At 65.2% G+C, this 16,528-nt stretch carries 16 protein-coding genes; 8 read left to right on the forward strand and 8 right to left on the reverse strand.

Features of this window, described 5'->3' with window-relative positions; translation table 11 throughout:
* Positions 1–5: 5 nt before the first annotated feature.
* From QDT69_RS27845 to QDT69_RS27870, 6 genes are read right to left on the reverse strand one after another with little or no spacing between them, the layout of a single operon-like run.
* Positions 6–1,052, reverse strand: coding sequence for a branched-chain amino acid ABC transporter permease (locus QDT69_RS27845; protein ID WP_279709653.1), 1,047 nt, complete (start codon positions 1,050–1,052; stop codon positions 6–8).
* The gene (locus QDT69_RS27850; protein ID WP_279709654.1) at positions 1,052–1,924 is read right to left on the reverse strand and encodes a branched-chain amino acid ABC transporter permease; all 873 of its coding nucleotides are present in this window, start codon (positions 1,922–1,924) and stop codon (positions 1,052–1,054) included. Before QDT69_RS27850 ends, QDT69_RS27845 begins: the two co-directional genes overlap by 1 nt.
* Positions 1,925–3,859 carry an AMP-binding protein gene (locus QDT69_RS27855; RefSeq protein ID WP_279709655.1) on the reverse strand — a complete coding sequence of 645 codons (1,935 nt, stop codon included), beginning with the start codon at positions 3,857–3,859 and terminating at the stop codon, positions 1,925–1,927.
* On the reverse strand, positions 3,859–4,650 hold the full coding sequence (locus tag QDT69_RS27860) for an ABC transporter ATP-binding protein (protein WP_279709656.1): 792 nt from the start codon (positions 4,648–4,650) through the stop codon (positions 3,859–3,861). The genes QDT69_RS27855 and QDT69_RS27860 overlap by 1 nt, the downstream gene beginning before the upstream one ends.
* Positions 4,647–5,495 (reverse strand): ABC transporter ATP-binding protein, encoded by an 849-nt coding sequence (locus QDT69_RS27865; RefSeq protein WP_279709657.1) that lies wholly within the window; start codon positions 5,493–5,495, stop codon positions 4,647–4,649. Before QDT69_RS27865 ends, QDT69_RS27860 begins: the two co-directional genes overlap by 4 nt.
* 5 nt (positions 5,496–5,500) lie before the next feature.
* Positions 5,501–6,811 carry an FAD-dependent oxidoreductase gene (locus QDT69_RS27870; protein ID WP_279709659.1) on the reverse strand — a complete coding sequence of 437 codons (1,311 nt, stop codon included), beginning with the start codon at positions 6,809–6,811 and terminating at the stop codon, positions 5,501–5,503.
* A gap of 252 nt (positions 6,812–7,063) precedes the next feature.
* Here QDT69_RS27870 and QDT69_RS27875 point away from each other — a divergent pair, with 252 nt between their 5' ends.
* Positions 7,064–7,699, forward strand: coding sequence for a TetR/AcrR family transcriptional regulator (locus QDT69_RS27875; protein ID WP_279709660.1), 636 nt, complete (start codon positions 7,064–7,066; stop codon positions 7,697–7,699).
* Positions 7,700–7,724: 25 nt separating this feature from the next.
* Here QDT69_RS27875 and QDT69_RS27880 read toward each other — a convergent pair whose 3' ends face one another.
* Complete coding sequence (locus tag QDT69_RS27880; RefSeq protein WP_279709661.1) at positions 7,725–8,864, reverse strand: thiolase family protein; 1,140 nt, start codon at positions 8,862–8,864, stop codon at positions 7,725–7,727.
* Between the two features lie 14 nt (positions 8,865–8,878).
* Positions 8,879–9,298 (reverse strand): zinc ribbon domain-containing protein, encoded by a 420-nt coding sequence (locus QDT69_RS27885; RefSeq protein ID WP_279709662.1) that lies wholly within the window; start codon positions 9,296–9,298, stop codon positions 8,879–8,881.
* A gap of 96 nt (positions 9,299–9,394) precedes the next feature.
* Here QDT69_RS27885 and QDT69_RS27890 point away from each other — a divergent pair, with 96 nt between their 5' ends.
* The 7 genes from QDT69_RS27890 to QDT69_RS27920 all read left to right on the forward strand — a co-directional run bounded on the left by QDT69_RS27890 (position 9,395) and on the right by QDT69_RS27920 (position 16,014).
* Positions 9,395–10,045 carry a TetR/AcrR family transcriptional regulator gene (locus QDT69_RS27890; protein ID WP_279709663.1) on the forward strand — a complete coding sequence of 217 codons (651 nt, stop codon included), beginning with the start codon at positions 9,395–9,397 and terminating at the stop codon, positions 10,043–10,045.
* Positions 10,042–11,592: an AMP-binding protein gene (locus QDT69_RS27895; RefSeq protein WP_279709664.1), complete on the forward strand. Its 1,551-nt coding sequence runs from the start codon at positions 10,042–10,044 to the stop codon at positions 11,590–11,592. The genes QDT69_RS27890 and QDT69_RS27895 overlap by 4 nt, the downstream gene beginning before the upstream one ends.
* Positions 11,589–12,380 (forward strand): SDR family oxidoreductase, encoded by a 792-nt coding sequence (locus QDT69_RS27900; protein ID WP_279709665.1) that lies wholly within the window; start codon positions 11,589–11,591, stop codon positions 12,378–12,380. The genes QDT69_RS27895 and QDT69_RS27900 overlap by 4 nt, the downstream gene beginning before the upstream one ends.
* Before the next feature lie 9 nt (positions 12,381–12,389).
* The gene (locus QDT69_RS27905; RefSeq protein ID WP_279709666.1) at positions 12,390–13,163 is read left to right on the forward strand and encodes a crotonase/enoyl-CoA hydratase family protein; all 774 of its coding nucleotides are present in this window, start codon (positions 12,390–12,392) and stop codon (positions 13,161–13,163) included.
* 2 nt (positions 13,164–13,165) lie between these two features.
* The gene (locus QDT69_RS27910) at positions 13,166–14,140 is read left to right on the forward strand and encodes a nitronate monooxygenase (protein WP_279709667.1); all 975 of its coding nucleotides are present in this window, start codon (positions 13,166–13,168) and stop codon (positions 14,138–14,140) included.
* Between the two features lie 29 nt (positions 14,141–14,169).
* Positions 14,170–15,384: an ABC transporter substrate-binding protein gene (locus QDT69_RS27915; RefSeq protein ID WP_279709668.1), complete on the forward strand. Its 1,215-nt coding sequence runs from the start codon at positions 14,170–14,172 to the stop codon at positions 15,382–15,384.
* A 141-nt stretch (positions 15,385–15,525) separates the two neighbouring features.
* The gene (locus tag QDT69_RS27920; protein WP_279709669.1) at positions 15,526–16,014 is read left to right on the forward strand and encodes a DUF417 family protein; all 489 of its coding nucleotides are present in this window, start codon (positions 15,526–15,528) and stop codon (positions 16,012–16,014) included.
* Positions 16,015–16,528 lie beyond the last annotated feature (514 nt).

The raw sequence follows: 16,528 nt of genomic DNA on the forward strand, positions 1-16,528 counted from the left end.
TCTTGTTAGTAGCGCAGCGGCCAGTGCACCCAGGCTCGCTTGATGTCGTGCCAGGCGCCGACCAGCCCCCTCGGCTGGAAGCGCAGGAACAGGATGATGACGAGGCCGTAGAGCATGCTCTTCAGCTCCTGCGCACCGGTCGTGAACGCTGCATCCATCTGCGCGCTGAACAGGCTGAAGACGAGCCTCGTCGCCTCCGGCAGCAGCACGATCAGGACAGTGCCGAGCACCGCGCCGAGCGCCGAGCCGAGCCCGCCGACGATCAGGATCGCCAGCGCCTCGATCGAGAGCAGGAACGGAAAGCCTTCGACACTGACGAAGGAGAGATAGATGCCGTACAGCGCGCCGGCGATGCCGGTGATGAAGGCGGAGGTGACGAAGGCGAACAGCTTGTAGGTATGCAGATTGATGCCCATGACGCGGGCCGCGGTGTCGTTGTCGCGGATCGCGACAAAGGCGCGGCCGACCCGGCTGCGGCGGATGTTGAGGGTGGCGAACAGCGTCAGTGCCGCGATCGCGAGGCAGAGATAGGTGAAGGCGGCATCGCCGTCGAAGCCGATGCCGAATATCTCGGGCCGCTGCACCTGGATGCCGCGGGCGCCATTGGTGAGCCAGCGCATCTCCAGGATCACGGTGTTGATGATGAAGGAGAAGGCGAGGGTGGTGATGGCGAGATAGAGCCCTTTCAGCCGCAGCGACGGCGCGCCCACGATCAGGCTCGCCAGCGCCGGCACCACGCCGGCGCCGAGGAAGCCGACCAGCGGCGGCATCTGATATTTCGACACCAGCACCGCATAGGCGTAGGCGCCGGTGACCAGGAACCCGACATGGCCGAGCGAGATCAGGCCGGTATAGCCGGTCAGGATGTTCAGCCCGAGCGCGCCGGTCACCGTGATCAGGATGATCATCAAGAACGACAGCGCGTATGAGTTCAGAACGTAAGGCGCTGCGATCAGCGCCAGCAGCAGCACGGCCGACCACAGCCACACCGGCGGGGAATCGATCAACGCAACCAGTTCGCCATAGCTCTGCTTGTAATCGCCGGTACGCATCAGACCCTCTCGATGTCGCGTTCGCCGAAGATGCCGAACGGGCGGACCATCAGCACCACGATGATCATGGCAAAGCCCGCGACCTCCTTCATGCCGGAGCCGAGATAGCCGCCAGCCAGGTTTTCGGTGATGCCGATCAGCAGGCCGCCAAGGCCGGAGCCGAGCACGGCGTCGAGGCCGCCCAGGATGGTGGCCGGAAACGCCTTCAGCCCGAGCTGGAACATCGCCGGCGACAGGTCGTAGGACAGCGCGAAGAACACGCCGCCGATGCCGGCAATCACCGAGGAGGCAGCCCAGGCCAGCGCATGGACCTTTGTGGCGCTGATGCCCATCAACAGCGCGGTGCGGTCGTCGGCCGCGACCGCGCGCATCGCGACGCCGACCTTGCTGTAGCGGAAGAACGCCCAGATCGCCGCGAGCAGCAGAAGCAGCGTCGCGATGACGGCAAGCTGCCCGGTGCGCACGCCGATGCCGCCGAGATGCACGATGCCGCGGCCCATGCCGATATCAAGGCCATGCGGATAGGCGTCCCAGATGAAGTTGATCGCCGAGCGCAGGATCACCGCGAGCCCGATCGTGACCATCACGGTCGCGAACACCGGCTCGCCCAGCATCGGCCGCATCACCAGCCGCTCAATGACGAGGCCGAGCACGACCGCCGCCAGGATCGCGCCGATTGCGACGACGAACACGTTGCCGCTGACCGTGGTCGAGATCGTCCAGGCGACATAGGCCGTGATCATGGTCATTTCGCCCTGGGCGAAATTGACCAGCCCGGTGGATTTGTAGATCACCGCAAAGCCCATCGCGATCAGGCCGTACATCGCGCCGATTGCAAGGCCGGAGATCAGGAGCTGGACGAGATACTGCATTCAGCCCTCCGCCCGGTAGATAATGGCAAGCTCGCGCGCGAACTTCTTCTCGATCATGGCGCGGCGTACCTTCTGCGTCGCAGTCAGCTCACCGTCGTCATGGTCGAGCTCCTTTTCCAGGATGGCGAAGCGCCTGATGTTCTCGACCCGGGCGAAGCGCTTGTTGGTTTCACCCACGATGCGCTCGACCAGCTCGTGCACTTCCGGCAGCTGCGACAGCGACTTGTAGTTGGTGTAGGCCAGCGCGCGGTCGCGCGCCCAGCGGCCGACATTGTCGTAATCGACCTGCACGATGGCGCCGAGGTACTTTTTGGCCTCGCCGACCACGATCGCTTCCTTGATGAACTCGGAATCCTTCAGCGCGTTCTCGATCTCCGACGGGGCGATGTTCTTGCCGCCGGCAGTGATGATGATCGCCTTCTTGCGGTCAACCACAGCGATCTCGCCATTGTCGAGGATGTCGATGATATCGCCGGTGCGCAGCCAGCCGTCGCTTTCCAGCGAGGCCGTCGAGGCATTCTCGTCGAGGAAGTAGCCCTTGAAGACGCCGGGGTTGCGCAGCAGGATCTCGCCGTCGGCATCGAGTTTCCATTCGGTCTGCGGTAGCGGCACGCCACAGCCACCGATCCGGTGGTGGCCCTCGGTCTGGATGAAGGCAACGCCGCCGCTCTCAGTCAGGCCATAGCCCTGCGACACCGGGCGGCCGATGATGTCGAAGAAGCGCAGCGTCTCGGGCGAGATCGAGGCGCCGGCGCACAGCCGGTGACGGCTGTAGGCGAAGCCTAGATGGCGCTGCAAGTTGCGGAACATCAGCAGGTAGAGCAGCCCGTAGGCGGCGTGATCGAGCCAATTGGCCTTACCGGCCTGCCGGCGGTCGGACAGCCTGCGGCCCCAGGCGAGGCAGGCCTTGGTGAAGCCCTGCCGCAGCCGGCCGCTCTCACCCAGCCTGAACAGAAAACCCTGCTGCAGCTTCTCGTAGATGCGCGGCACGCCGACGAAGAACGTCGGCGCGATCTCGCGGATGTTGATCGCGACCGTGTCGATCGACTCGGCGAACGAGACGGTGCCGCCGAGCACCAGATGCGTCACCGTGCCGTAGCAGCGTTCGGCGACATGGCACAGCGGCAGATAGCTCACCGCCTCGAACGGCTTGTCGGCGATCCCGACGGTTTTGGCGTAAGCAAAGGCGGCGTAGACCAGATTGCGATGGGTCAGCATCGCCCCCTTGGGCGGGCCCGTCGTGCCGGACGTATAGACCAGGATGCAGACATCGTCGGGCGCGCCCTGGCCGATCAGCCGGTCGAGCGTGGCATCAGCGTCCGGGTTCTGCTGCGCATAGGTCTTGCCGCGTTCGCATAGGGCCTCGAACGACATCAACTCGGATTGCCGGTAATGCCGGAGGCCCTTCATGTCGACGCAGACGATTGCCTCGAGATCCGGCAGGCCGCCATTGTTGGCCATCGCGTCGAGCACCTTGTCGGTCTGCTCCTGATCGCCTGTCACGACGATGCGGGCGCCGGAATGCTTGACGATATACTGCAGCTCGACCCAGGGATTGGTCGGATAGATGCCGACCGCGACCGCGCCGATCATCTGGGCGCCGAGATCGGCGTAGAACCATTCCGGCGTGTTCTCGCCGGCGATGGCGATGCGGTCGCCCGGCTTGATGCCGAGCGACAGCAGGCCCAGCGCCACCGCACGCGTGGTCTCGTAATAGTGCCGCCAGGAATACGGGTTCCAAATGCCGTAGTCCTTCTCGCGCAGCGCCAGCGCCTCGCCGTGCATGGCGGCGCGCTGCCGTAGCAGTTGCGGGATGGTGATGGCGGCATCCGCAAGTGCCGCCTGCAGCGTGTCGGCTCCTGCCGCAGATGCGCTGCGCACGGCACTGGCCTGCAGCGGCGGATGAGCGGTGCGGAAGCTGTCGAGCGTCGACATCACGCGCCCACCTTCATCGCTTCGGCGCGCTGGCCGCCGAGATAGGCCTCCGCGACCGCGGGGTCGCGCCTGATCTCGTCTGGCGTGCCTTCGGCGATCTTGCGGCCGAAATTCAGCACATGGATGCGGTCGGAGATGTCCATCACGATGCGCATCTCATGCTCGATCATCACGACGGTGATGCGGAGCTCGTCGCGGATGTCGAGCACGAAGCGCGCAATGTCCTCGGTCTCTTCCTGGTTCATGCCGGAGACCATCTCGTCGAGCAGCAGCAGCTTCGGTTCGCAGGCGAGCGCCCGGGCGAGCTCGACGCGTTTCTGCTGGCCATAGGACAGCGTGCCGACCACGGCGTCCCTGATATGCTCGATCTCGAGGAATTCGATGATGTGCTCGACGCGCTGCCGTGCCGCGATCTCTTCCTTGCGGGTGCGGCCGAAGAACACCACGGCATCGAGCACGGTCGAGCGCAGATGGGTGTGGCGGCCGGTCAGGATGTTCTCGACCACGGTGCCGTGCTTGAACAGTGCCAGATTCTGGAAGGTGCGGCCGATGCCGACGGCGGCGAATTTCCACGGCGAAATCGTCGCAAGGTCGATGCTATCGAAGGTAATCCGGCCGCCGCTCGGTCGCAGCACGCCCGAGATCATGTTGAACAGCGTGGTCTTGCCGGCGCCGTTCGGGCCGATCACGCTGCAGATCTCGCCGGGGCTGACCTGCAAGCTGACATCGGCGACCGCCTGCAGGCCGCCGAAGCGCTTTGACAGGTTCTCGATCGTCAGCAAAGCGGTCACGACAGCCACCGCTTGCGGCGCTTGTAGTGCTTGACGTCGCGCAGGCTCTTGCGGCCGAACGAGGAGACGCCGAGGTAGAATTCCTGGACGTCCTCGTTGGCGGTGAGCTTTTTGGCCGTGCCGTCGAGCACGACGCGGCCGGTCTCGAGGATGTAGCCATAGTCGGCAATGTCGAGCGCACGCTGCGCGTTCTGCTCGACCAGCAGCACCGTCATCTTCAGCTCGTCGCGCAGGCGAACGATCACCTCGTAGATGCGGTCGATGATCAGCGGCGCGAGGCCGAGCGACGGCTCGTCGAGCGCCAGCAGAACCGGATCGGTCATCAGCGCGCGGCCGATCGCGAGCATCTGCTGCTCGCCGCCGGACATGTAGCCGGCGATCTGGTCGCGCCGCTCATGCAGCCGTGGAAATAGCGCAAACACCTTGTCGCGACGCTCGCGCGCCTCGGCGCCGGTCCTGATATAGCCGCCCATCTGCAAATTCTCATCGATAGTCAGCGCGGCGAATACGCGGCGTCCCTCCGGTACCTGGACGATGCCGCGCCGAACCAGTTCATCCGGCGCAAGGTGATGCACCTCATCGTTACGGAAGCGGATGCTGCCGTTCTCGATCACGCCTTCCTCGGTATAGAGGATGCCGGACATCGCCTTCAGCAGCGTCGACTTGCCGGCGCCGTTGGAGCCGAGCAAAGCGACGATGCTGCGTTCGGGCACTGCGATCGAGACATCGCGGATCGCCTCGATCGCGTTGTCGTAGACGATCCGGATGTTGCGGAATTCGAGCAGGGCGTCCGTTGCCGTGGGCGGCGCGGCCTGCGGCGTCGGATGCGGGATCGTCGTCGGCATCGCGCTCAGACCCGGCCGGCTGAGCGGCGCGGGCGCGCGGCGAGGATCGCGTCGGTGACGATCTTGGCGGTCTCGGCGCAGGCCTGGGTGCCGCCATTGCCATACTGCTTCACCGCGTCGCCGACACACCATAGGCCCTGGATGCCGGTTTCGCGCGGCAGGTCGTAGCCGGCGCAGCTGCGTTGCGCCGGCCAGTCGTCGCGCATCACCCGGATCGACAGGATTTTTGCTTGCTCGAAATTGGCAAACTGCTCGCGCAGATCTTCGAGCGCCAGCGCGACCTCGGCATCGGAGTCGAAATCGCCGAGCGCGGGCACCGGCACGGCATAGGCGACATAGAGGTGCCAGCCGGGTGGCGCCAGTTCGGGGCAGGTGGCGGAGAGGTTCGCCATGTTGCAGAGCCGGCGCGTCTTGCCGAAAGTGACGATGCCGGGATGGTTGATCAGCGGCTCGCGGCTCGCGACATTGATCACGATGTTGGCGGCCGGGCGCAGATCGTTCTTCACCTTGGCGATGTAATCCGCCGGGAAGGCCTCGCTGCCGGCAAGCGCGACAGTGGCTTTCGGTCCGGCATTGCTGATGACGAGGTCGGTGTCGATCCGCACCCGCTCGCCGTTCCGCAGAACGGTGACGCCTTCGACGCGGCCATTGGCGGTGTGGATCGTGGTCGCCGGCGTGCCGAGCCAGATGTCGCCATTGCGCCGGATCACGCTGCCGAGGCTGTTCCAGACGCCGATCGTGCCCTGCGGGCAAAAGCCGAACTTCTTGAAGGCGCCCTTGCTGGTGAAATAGGTGAGGAAGGCGCGGGCCGGCAGTTCGGCGGCGTTGCAGGCGAAGATCGCCGCGCAGAGATTGCGGAATAGCGCGTGCACCGTGGCGTTGCTGGTGTAGCCCTTCAGCCAGTCCTCGGTCGATTGCCGTCCGTCGGGCAGATTGCCGGAGCGGGCGTCGGCGAATTTCTCCAGGATGCGCGAGGCCTGTTTCGTGAGCTGCCCGAGCAGCAGCGACCAGCCACCGCGGCCGACGTCGATCACCTTGCCGTCGATGAAGAACGAGCTCGCCGGCTCCGGCGCGCGGATGTCGAGCGGCGCGCCGACGGTGTGGAAGGTCTCCTCGAACACGCCGCCGAACTCGATCGCGATCGCGCCGATATTGACCTTGAAGCCGTCAATCTCCTCGGTCGAGGCGCGGCCGCCCAGCCGGTCCTTGTCGTCGACGACCAGCGTATGCAGCCCGCCATGGGCGAGACGCGCCGCGGCGCACAGTCCGCCGGCGCCGGCTCCGATCACGACAGCATCGATCCTCTGAGTATCCACGCGCAGCCTCCCTCGATGCCGCCGGGTTGGTCCCGGCGTGCGCAATCCGCTTGCTTGACGGTGGGCAGTCTAATATAATCCGACCGGTCGTTCAAATTATTTTTTGACGCAGGTCGAAGCCTGGATGCGAGCGGTCGAACAGTTCTGGTGGATGGTGCCCGCAAAGGGGAGGAGGGCGCGGAGCCGCAGTAGTATAGAGAGACGGCGGCTGACCGATTCCGGCGGCGTCGATGGTGGATGAGAGAGACAGGTATGGCGCGGACGCGCTCAGAAAATTACGACGAGATCCAGCGGGGCATTCTCACCACCGCCTGCGGCCTGTTCGCGCGGCAAGGCTATATGCGTGCCTCGATCGCCGACCTTGCGGATGCCTGCAAGCTGTCGCGCGGCGCGCTGTACCATTATTTCGATTCGAAGGAAGCGATCCTGTTCGCAATCCTCGATGCGCATATCCGCGAGATGATCGCCGATGTCGAGGTCGCGATGGCCGGCAAGACGGCGACGCTGGAGCAGTTCCGCGCCGCGATCCAGGCCATCGTCGCGCTGAACGCGCGCTCGAGCGACGAGCAGCGCGTGATCCTCAACGACCTCTCGTTCCTCGGCGAGACCGAGCAGGACGCGATCAAGGCGCTGGAGCGCCAGATCGTCGATACGGTCTCCGATCTTCTGGTCAAGCTCGACAAGGAAGGCAAGATCGTCAAGCGGACCAAGAAGATCTACAGCATGATGCTGTTCGGCATCCTGAACTTCAGCCACACCTGGTACGACCCCAAGGGCGGCATTGATCCTCACGAATTCGCCGACATGGTGGTGGACCTGTTCCTGTACGGGTTCACCATGCCGGTGCCGGCGAAGGATGCCGCGCGGCCGCTGCGCCAGCGCGCGTGAGCTGACGCATCTTCAGGCGGCGGCGTCACTTCTGCAGAATGTGCACGTAGCAGACCGCGCCCACGCCGACCATGTGCGCGAGCCCGGTCCGCGCGCCGCCATGCTGGCGCGGACCCGCTTCACCGCGCAGCTGCATCACGATCTCGCCGATCTGGCCGATGCCGGTCGGCCCGATCGGATGTCCCATCGCGATCAAGCCGCCGGAGGGATTGATCGCGCATTGCCCGCCGATATCGAGCGCGCCCTCCTTCAGCATACGAACGCCGCGCCCCTCGGGGCAGAGGCCGATGCTTTCGATGTAGAGCAACTCCTCGACCGTGAAGGCGTCGTGCAGCTCGATGATGTCGAGGTCTTTCGGCGCCAGCTTGGCCTGCGCCAAGGCGAGGTCGGCGGTCTCCTTGGTGAGTGCCGCGTCGAAGCCGGCGCCGGGCGGATAGACCCGCTCGCTGCGGCCGACGGACGCCGTGGTGCGGATGGCGCGGCCGGCGTCGATGCCTAGCCTGCGAATGCCGTCTTCGGATGCGACGATGACCGCGGCAGCGCCTTCGCCGATCGGCGTGCATTGCAGCGCCGTCAGCGATCCCGACACCCGCTTGCCGCCAAGCACCTCGTCGAGCGTGCGCTCCTGCTGCCGCTGCGCATTGGGATTCTTCGCTCCATTGCGATGGTTCTTCACCGCGACGCGCGCAATGTCCTCGGCCGACGCGTTGTGACGGACCGAATACTCATTGGTCAGCAGCGCGAAATGCGTGAAGGGGACGATGGCGTCCTCGGCGAGGTGGCCGATGCCGGTGTCCGAGCGTCGCACCGGGTTGCGCTTGTCGACGCCAACCGCCAGTGCGACGTCGGAGATGCCGCTTGCGACCTCGATGCAGGCGTGGCGGAACGCGGTCGATCCGGAGGCCGACGCATTCTCGACATGCATCAGCGGCGCGCCGGTCGCACCGAGATGGCGCAGCATCGGCCGTCCCGACGCCATGCCGAGCAGCGCGGTCGCGACATAGCTCGATTCCACCGCGGGCCATTCGATGCGCGCATCCGCCAGCGCGGCGCGGATCGCGGTGAGGCCGAGCTCCACGTAGGGCGTCTCGCTCGGGTTCTGATAGCGGTGCCAGCCGATGCCTACGGCGTAGACCGGCCGCAGTTCGTTGAGTGATCGTGTCATGGCGAACCTCCGGATCAGGATGCGATGCTGAAGCGGAGATCGAGCACGGTCTCGCCGCTCTCGCTTTGTCCAACCGCGGCGAGCCGGCCGGTCACGCGCTGACCCGGCGCAACCGGTGCGCTGTCGTCGGCGAGCAGGGTGCGGATCACAGGCCCGTCGTCGAGCGCGACCTTGACGATGGTGAAGGGGGCCGGGCGGTTCTTGTCGGCGTGCAGGTGAACAGTCGCTTCCGCAAGTAGCGTTCCATTGGCCGGTAGCTCGCAAGACGTCAGCGCATCGCCATGGCTGCCGCAGCGCTCGCAGCCATAGGTCTGCATCGGGAAGAACACGTATCCGCAGCGGCACCGGCCGCCCTTGAGGCGGACCGTCGCCCCCTCCCGATCGCTCGACCCCTCTGAATACAGGCCTGGTTTCAACAGTTTGCTCGGTTGCATGGTTTCCTCCAAAGAAACTTGTTGACTGACCAACAAACATTATTCTAGCTTGAATGCAAGCAAGAAGTGGCCGCACGGCAAAGGGAGCGAAGCTGAATGGCACGAGCAGTTCGACGCGCGCAGGAGCCGCGGGATGACGCACCGGCGTCACGGCGGACGCAGGTCGAGCGCCGCGACGAGGCGGAGCGGCGGATCCTTGAAGCCGCCGCGCAGATCGTCGCCGAAAACGGGCTCGATGCGATCACCTTGGCGGAGGCCGGTGCGCGCGCGGGTTACAGCCGCGGGCTGCCGTCGCACTATTTCAAGACCAAGGCGGATCTGTTGTCGGCGCTCGGCGCCTACATCATCGATTCATTCATCACCGATCGCCGCGCCGCCTCGCCCGAGCTAACCGGCTATGACGGCCTGATCGCATCGTTCAAATATTACTTCGTGATGCCGGCGCGGGCGCCGGTCATGGCGCGCGCGTTTCACGCCGTGCTGGCTGGTGCACTCACCGTGCCGCCGATCACGGCGACCGTCGCCAAGCTCAACCGCGAGACGCGAGGCGAGATCGCCGCCGGCCTCAGGGCGGGGATCGCCGCAGGCCGGTTGCGCGCCGACATCGATCTGGAGACCGAGAGCGCGCTGATCCTCGCCGGTCTGCGCGGATCGGTGGCGCAGTGGCTGGTCGATCCGGAGGGCGTCGATCTCGAGGCCATCAGCGCGCGCTTCATTGCCACGGTCGAAGGAAGGCTGGCGAAATGAGCATTCTGCCGAACAGCGTCGAGTACTGGGCGGCCAATCGTCCCGATGATGTCGCCTTCATCGAAGGTGATCGCCGGCTGACATGGTCGCAGCTCAACGATGCCGCGAACCGTGTTGCGCATGGCCTGGCGGCTCGCGGTGTCGTCGCCGGCGACATTGTGGTGCTGCGGACCCAGATCCGGATCGAGTGGCCGATCCTGAGCGAGGCGATCGGCAAGCTGCGCTGCTCGCTGCTCGGCCTGAACTGGCGGCTGACGCCGTCGGAGACGCAGTATGTGCTGTCCAACAGCGGCGCCCAGGTCATCGTCTGCGACGATGAGGATCCAGCCGCACTGAAGCCCGCATTCGAGGGCTTGCCGATCAAGCTCGCGGTCTCGATCGGCACGGCGTCGCCCGGCTTCGTTGCGTTCTCCGAACTGCTCGAGGCGCCTGCCGAGCCGGCGCTGCATTCAACCGGCCGGCCGCCACTGATCCTCTATACGTCAGGCACCACCGGCCTGCCCAAGGGCGTGGTCTCGGTGCTGCAGCCGGGCGTGCAGATGGATGCCCGCACCAGCGAATATCTCTCCGACGTGGCATCGACCCGGCGTGGCCAGCCGGGCGGCGTGTCGCTGTTGACGCTGCCGCTGCATCACGGCGCAGGCCCCTCCCAGGTCTGGGGCGCGATCCAGCTCGGCAATCCGACCGTCATGATGCGCCGTTTCGATCCCGAAGGCGCGCTTCGCCTGATCGCGACGCATCGCGTCACCAACTGGACCGGCGTCCCCACCATGTACAAGCGCCTCGCGGCGCTGCCGAAGGACGTGCTCGATACCTACGACGTGTCGTCGATCCGTGCGCTGTCGGTCGGCGCGGCCCCGGTGCCCTTTGAACTCAAGCGCTGGATCATCCGCTATTTCGGTGGCGGCGTCCTCGGCGAAGGCTACGGCGCCACCGAGGTCGGGATGATCAGCTTCCTGCCGCCTGAGATGCAAGAGCTTAAGCCGGGCTCGAGCGGCCGTCCGCACAAGCATGTCGACATCTCCATCCGCGACACCGAGGGGCGCGAGCTGCCGCGCAACCGGTCCGGTGAGATCTGGATCAGGACGCCGGTGACGATCCGCGCCTACCTGAACGGCAAGCCGCTCGGAGCCGACACGCGCGACGACGACGGATATTTCCGCGTCGGCGATGTCGGGATGCTCGACGATGACGGCTATCTGTTCATCACCGATCGCGCCAAGGACATGATCATTGCCGGCGGCGTCAACATCTATCCGGCCGAGATCGAGGCTGCGATTCTCCGGCATCCCGATGTTCAGGACGTCGCTGTCATCGGCATTCCTGACGACGAGTTCGGCGAGCAGGTCAAGGCGTTCTGCGAGCTGAAGCCGGGTCACGAAACCGACGAGGCCGCGATCCTCGCGTTCTGCCGCGATCACCTTGCTTCGTACAAGCGGCCCAAGACGCTGTCGATTGTCGATGAACTGCCACGCAACACCATGGGCAAGCTGCTCAAGCGCGAATTGCGCGAGCCTTACTGGAAGGGACGGGAGAGAAACGTATGAGTGATATCCTTGATCTGAACGGCAAGGTGACGCTGATCACCGGTGCGGGCCAGGGCGTCGGGCGCCAGATCGCGCTGCATTTCGCCGCGCACAATGCGGCCGGCATCGTCGTCAACGATTACTTCCTCGAACGCGCCGAGCAGGTCGCGCGGGAAATCAATGCCGCCGGCGGCAAGGCGATCGCGGCGCAGGCCGACGTCACCAATCTCGCCTCCGTGAAGGCGATGATCGGCAAGGCCGAGCAGGCCTTCGGCCCGGTCGATGTGCTCGTCAACAATGCCGGCAATGCCGGCGCCACGCCCGATCCGGATGCGCGCAAACCGTTCTGGGAGACCGGCCCTGAGGTCTGGAACAGCTTCATCGGCGTCAACCTCTACGGCGTCATCAACTGCGCCTCGGCCTGCATCCCGCAGATGATCGAGCGCAAGGGCGGCCGCATCGTCACCATCATCTCGGATGCCGGACGCGCCGGCGAAGCGGGCCTCGAGGTCTATTCGGGCGCAAAGGCGGGCGCCGCGGGCTTCACCCGTGCGGTCGCGCGATCGCTCGGCCGCCACAACATCACGGCGAACTGCGTGGCGATTGCCGCCACCCTGACCCCTGCGATCGAGGCGCGGCTGAAGGCCAATCCCGAGATGCAGAAGAAGATGATGGAGAAATACGTCATCCGCCGCCCAGGCCTGCCGTCCGACGTTGCCAACATGGTGCTGTTCCTCGCCTCCGATGCGAGCGCGTGGATCACCGGCCAGACCTATCCCGTCAATGGCGGCTTTACCTTCGCATTGTGAGGCGCAGCGATGACCACTGAAAACGAACAGGTCGTTCTGACCGAGCGGCGCGGCCACATCCTTGTCGTCACCCTGAATCGCCCCGAAGCGCGTAACGCGTGCAATCTCGCGCTCGCACGCGGCATCTCCGATGCGATGGATCTGCTCGACGCGGAGGACGCGCTGTTCGTCGGCGTCATCACCGGCGCAGGCGGCAATTTCTCGGCCGGCGCCGATCTCAAGGCGGTGGCGCGCGGCGAGCGCGGTGTCACCGAACGCGGCGGCTTCGGCTTGTTTCGGAGGCCGCCGCGCAAGCCGCTGATCGCGGCCGTCGAGGGCTATGCGGTAGGCGGCGGGCTCGAGCTTTGCCTGTCCTGCGATCTCATCGTCGCCGCGCGCGACGCCAAGATGGGCCTGCCGGAAGTCAGGCACAATGTCGTCGCCGTCGGCGGCGGCCTGTTCCGCTTGCCGAAGCGGATTCCCTATCACGTCGCCATGGAGCTGGCGCTGACCGGGCAGTTCAAGGGCGCGGAGTATTTCGAGCGCCTTGGCCTCGTGAACCGGCTCGTCGAACCCGGGCAGGCGCTCGAGGCCGCGATCGCTTTCGGCAACGAGATCCTGGTCAACGGCCCAACGGCGCTCGCCGCCTCGAAGGAGATCGTCTTCCAGGCCGCGAACTGGACCGACGAAGCAGGATGGACCGCACAGGCGCCGATCGCGGAACGTGCCTTCAACTCCGAGGACCGCGTCGAGGGCCTGAAGGCGTTCGCCGAGAAGCGCAAGCCGGTGTGGAAGGGACGCTGATCATGCAGGCCGTCAGCCGCCGGAGCGCGCTTCCGGCCGCGATCGCGCAGCGGCTTCGGCTGCCGCTGATCGCAGCGCCGATGCTGCGTGTATCGGGCATCGATCTCGTCACCGCGGTCTGCCGTTCCGGCGCGATCGGCGCGTTTCCGACCGCGAATGCGCGTTCGGTCGAAGAGCTCGATGCCTGGCTCACCCGGATCGAGCGCGGTGTCGCCGAGCTCGGCCGCCCGGCCGCACCGCATTGTCCGAACCTCATCATCCGCCAACCCCGCTTCAAGGACGATCTCGCCTGCCTCGTCCGGCACAAGGTCGAGATGGTCATCACCAGCGTCGGCTCACCGGCAGCGGCGGTTCAGCCGCTGCATGACGTCGGCTGTCTCGTGTTCGCGGATATCGCCTCGTTGCGGCATGCGGAGAAGGCGATCGAGGCCGGCGCCGATGGTTTGATCCTGCTCACGGCAGGGGCCGGCGGGCAGACCGGCTGGGCCAATCCATTCGCCTTCGTGCGCGCGGTGCGCGCCATGTTCGACGGTCCGGTCGTGCTCGCGGGCGGCGTGACCGACGGCACCGCGCTCGCCGCGGCGCGGCTGCTCGGCTGCGATCTTGCCTATATGGGAACGCGCTTCATCGCGGCGCGCGAGAGCATGGCAAGCGATGCCTATCGGAGGATGCTGGTCGACAGCACGCTCGACGATATCATGCTGACCAAGGCCTTCACCGGGCTCGACGCCAGCATGCTGCGGCCCTCGATCGTTGCCGCGGGCCTCGATGCCGCAAATCTCGACGAGTCCGTGTCGGAGGCGCGTGCGCGCGAAACGTTCGGCGGCAAGAGCGACGCGGAAGGACCACGGCGCTGGATCGAGGTTTGGAGTGCCGGGCATTCGGTCTCCGGCGTCCATGCGGTGACGGGAGCTGCCGCCATCGTCGACGAGATCGCCGCGCAATATCAATTGGCATTCGAAAGAGGCGCCGCATAAGGCGTCCAATCCAACGGAGGAAATCCATGATGACGATCAGCCGTCGAACGCTGCTCGGGACGACGGCGGCCGGGCTCGCGGCGTCGATTGACGGCAAGGCATTTGCCGGCGCTTCCTATGATCCTGGTGCCAGTGACGCAGAAATCCGCATCGGGCAATTCGGACCGCTCAGCGGCCCGGTGTCGTCGTTCGGAGTGCTTGCCAATGCGATGGATGCCTACTTCCGCATGCTGAACGACGCCGGCGGCATCAATGGCCGCAAGATCAAGTTCATCAACTATGACGACGCCTACAGCCCGCCTAAATCGGTCGAAGCGGCGCGGCGTCTGGTCGAAGGTGACGAGGTGCTGTTCATCGCCGGCGCGATGGGAACGCCGGGCAACATCGCCGTGCAGAAATATTTGAACGCGCGAAAGGTCCCGCAGCTATTCCTGGCGGCGGCCGCCAGCAAGCTGTCGGACCCGGCCACCAATCCGTGGACCATGGTCGGCGGATCGACCTATGAGATTGAAGGTGGCGTCGTCGGCCGCTACATCGCCGGCTCCACGCCCGATGCGAAGATCGGAGTGCTGTATCAGAACGACGATGCCGGTAAGGCAACGCTGTCGGGCTTGAAGGCGGGACTGGGCGCGAAGACCGCGCAGATCACGTCCGAGCTGAATTATTCGGTCGGCGATCCCACCATCGATTCCCAGATCGTCCAGATGAAACTGTCCGGCGCCGAAGTGGTGTTCCTCATCACCATCCCGAAGATGGCGAGCCAGGCACTGCGCAAGATGGCCGCGCTCGAGTGGCGGCCTCAAGTGTTTCTCGGCGCCGGCAATGCCTCGGTACGCGCGACGTTGAAGCCCGCGGGTTTCGAGACCGCCCAGGGCATTCTCGCCTTTGCGACCCGGATGGACCCCGGCAACCCGCTCTGGGCCGATACGCCGGACATGAAGCAGTACATGGCGTTCCTCGACCGTTACGTCCCTAACGCCGATCGCGCGGACGACCTCTACGCCATCGGCTACACGGCGGCAGCAACCGCCGCCCACGTCGTCAGGCAATGCGGCGACCAGCTGACGCGCGCCAACATCCTGCACCAAGCGACCAACCTGAAGAACTTCGCAGCGCCGCTGCTGATTCCCGGCATCACCCTCAACACCACGCCGAGCGACTATGTGCCGATCAAGCAGTTTCAGCTGATGCGGTTCAAGGGCGAGGCCTATGAGAAGGTCGGCGAGTTGCTCACCGCGGCCTGACCCATCACGTCGCCTGCACATCCTTGTGATGGGCGTCGTGGGGTGCCGCGCGTAACACGCGCGCGGCACGCTGCGTAGTCCTGCCACGAACGCCGCAACGGCGGCCGATGGTGGCATCGCAGCAAGGGAAGAAACATCCGCATGAATCTGTCGTTCAACATCGCCGAACGGGGCGAGGGGTCTTTTGGTCTGCTCGCGATCCTGCGCTGGGTCATGGTGGTGATCTTCGTGTCGTTCGGCATGCAGAAATTCACGCTGCAATCGGCGCAAGGCATCGTGCAATTCATCAGCAACAGCCCGTTCGTCTCATGGCTGTCGGTGTTCGGTCTCCGCGGCGAGGCCTATGTGCTTGGCGTCGTCGAGTTCGGCATCGCGGTGCTGCTGGCTGCCGGCGCCTTCAGCCCGATACTGTCGGCGATCGGCGCGCTGATGGGCGTGATCACCTTTGCGGTAACCTGGTCGTTCTTCTTCACGACGCCCGGGGTGGTGAAATGGACCCTGTCAACCGACCCGATGGCCTGGAACCTGGCCGGCGAGTTCCTGTTCAAGGACATCGTGCTGCTGTGCGTCTGTCTCGTGCTGCTGCTGGCGTCGTTGCCGCGGTCGATCGTCCGGCTGCGCGGCAAATAGGTCTCGCGCCGCGCGATCATTGGTTAACCCGCGCTTAAATGGGAACCGCGTGCATCCACGATCTGGAACAGGACGATTCGTCGCACCTCATCGTGTCTTGTCACTCGAATCCCATCGGCCTATGCAACCCTCGATTGACGATTTGTTGCTAGAACGAAACGGTCCCCAGTTGGGAGCGGAATGTGACGAAGTCAGACATATCGGTGGTCCGCCCGGCAGACGCCGGTATTGCGTTTTCGTCCAAGCACATTCGATGCATTTTTAAAGATCCCGCTTTTATTAATTCCATTGCAGTTCCCGCACCGTGGCTGGAGTGGGAGGGCGGTCGCGATCGCGGTTTCCGGTAGTGACCCCTGGAACAGCGATCGGGCCGCCCCTTCCCCAGCCGGGACAGGTAACGGTGAAATACGCGCAATTGTGAACGCGGACGCCTAGGTTCCATCGCTAGGATCGCGATGTCGCCATCTCGCGGTGGCTGAACGGATCAGGCTGCGGATGACATCGCAACATCGAC

Source organism: Bradyrhizobium sp. CER78 (assembly GCF_029846235.1).
Classification (GTDB): Bacteria; Pseudomonadota; Alphaproteobacteria; order Rhizobiales; family Xanthobacteraceae; genus Bradyrhizobium.

Coding starts and splice junctions, on each gene's coding strand:
- QDT69_RS27845 (WP_279709653.1), bottom strand. CDS start 1,052: ATGCGTACCGGCGATTACAAGCAGAGCTATGGCGAACTGGTTGCGTTG.
- QDT69_RS27890 (WP_279709663.1), top strand. CDS start 9,395: ATGGCACGAGCAGTTCGACGCGCGCAGGAGCCGCGGGATGACGCACCG.
- QDT69_RS27850 (WP_279709654.1), bottom strand. CDS start 1,924: ATGCAGTATCTCGTCCAGCTCCTGATCTCCGGCCTTGCAATCGGCGCG.
- QDT69_RS27875 (WP_279709660.1), top strand. CDS start 7,064: ATGGCGCGGACGCGCTCAGAAAATTACGACGAGATCCAGCGGGGCATT.
- QDT69_RS27920 (WP_279709669.1), top strand. CDS start 15,526: ATGAATCTGTCGTTCAACATCGCCGAACGGGGCGAGGGGTCTTTTGGT.
- QDT69_RS27910 (WP_279709667.1), top strand. CDS start 13,166: ATGCAGGCCGTCAGCCGCCGGAGCGCGCTTCCGGCCGCGATCGCGCAG.
- QDT69_RS27915 (WP_279709668.1), top strand. CDS start 14,170: ATGACGATCAGCCGTCGAACGCTGCTCGGGACGACGGCGGCCGGGCTC.
- QDT69_RS27905 (WP_279709666.1), top strand. CDS start 12,390: ATGACCACTGAAAACGAACAGGTCGTTCTGACCGAGCGGCGCGGCCAC.
- QDT69_RS27895 (WP_279709664.1), top strand. CDS start 10,042: ATGAGCATTCTGCCGAACAGCGTCGAGTACTGGGCGGCCAATCGTCCC.
- QDT69_RS27900 (WP_279709665.1), top strand. CDS start 11,589: ATGAGTGATATCCTTGATCTGAACGGCAAGGTGACGCTGATCACCGGT.
- QDT69_RS27855 (WP_279709655.1), bottom strand. CDS start 3,859: ATGTCGACGCTCGACAGCTTCCGCACCGCTCATCCGCCGCTGCAGGCC.
- QDT69_RS27865 (WP_279709657.1), bottom strand. CDS start 5,495: ATGCCGACGACGATCCCGCATCCGACGCCGCAGGCCGCGCCGCCCACG.
- QDT69_RS27885 (WP_279709662.1), bottom strand. CDS start 9,298: ATGCAACCGAGCAAACTGTTGAAACCAGGCCTGTATTCAGAGGGGTCG.
- QDT69_RS27880 (WP_279709661.1), bottom strand. CDS start 8,864: ATGACACGATCACTCAACGAACTGCGGCCGGTCTACGCCGTAGGCATC.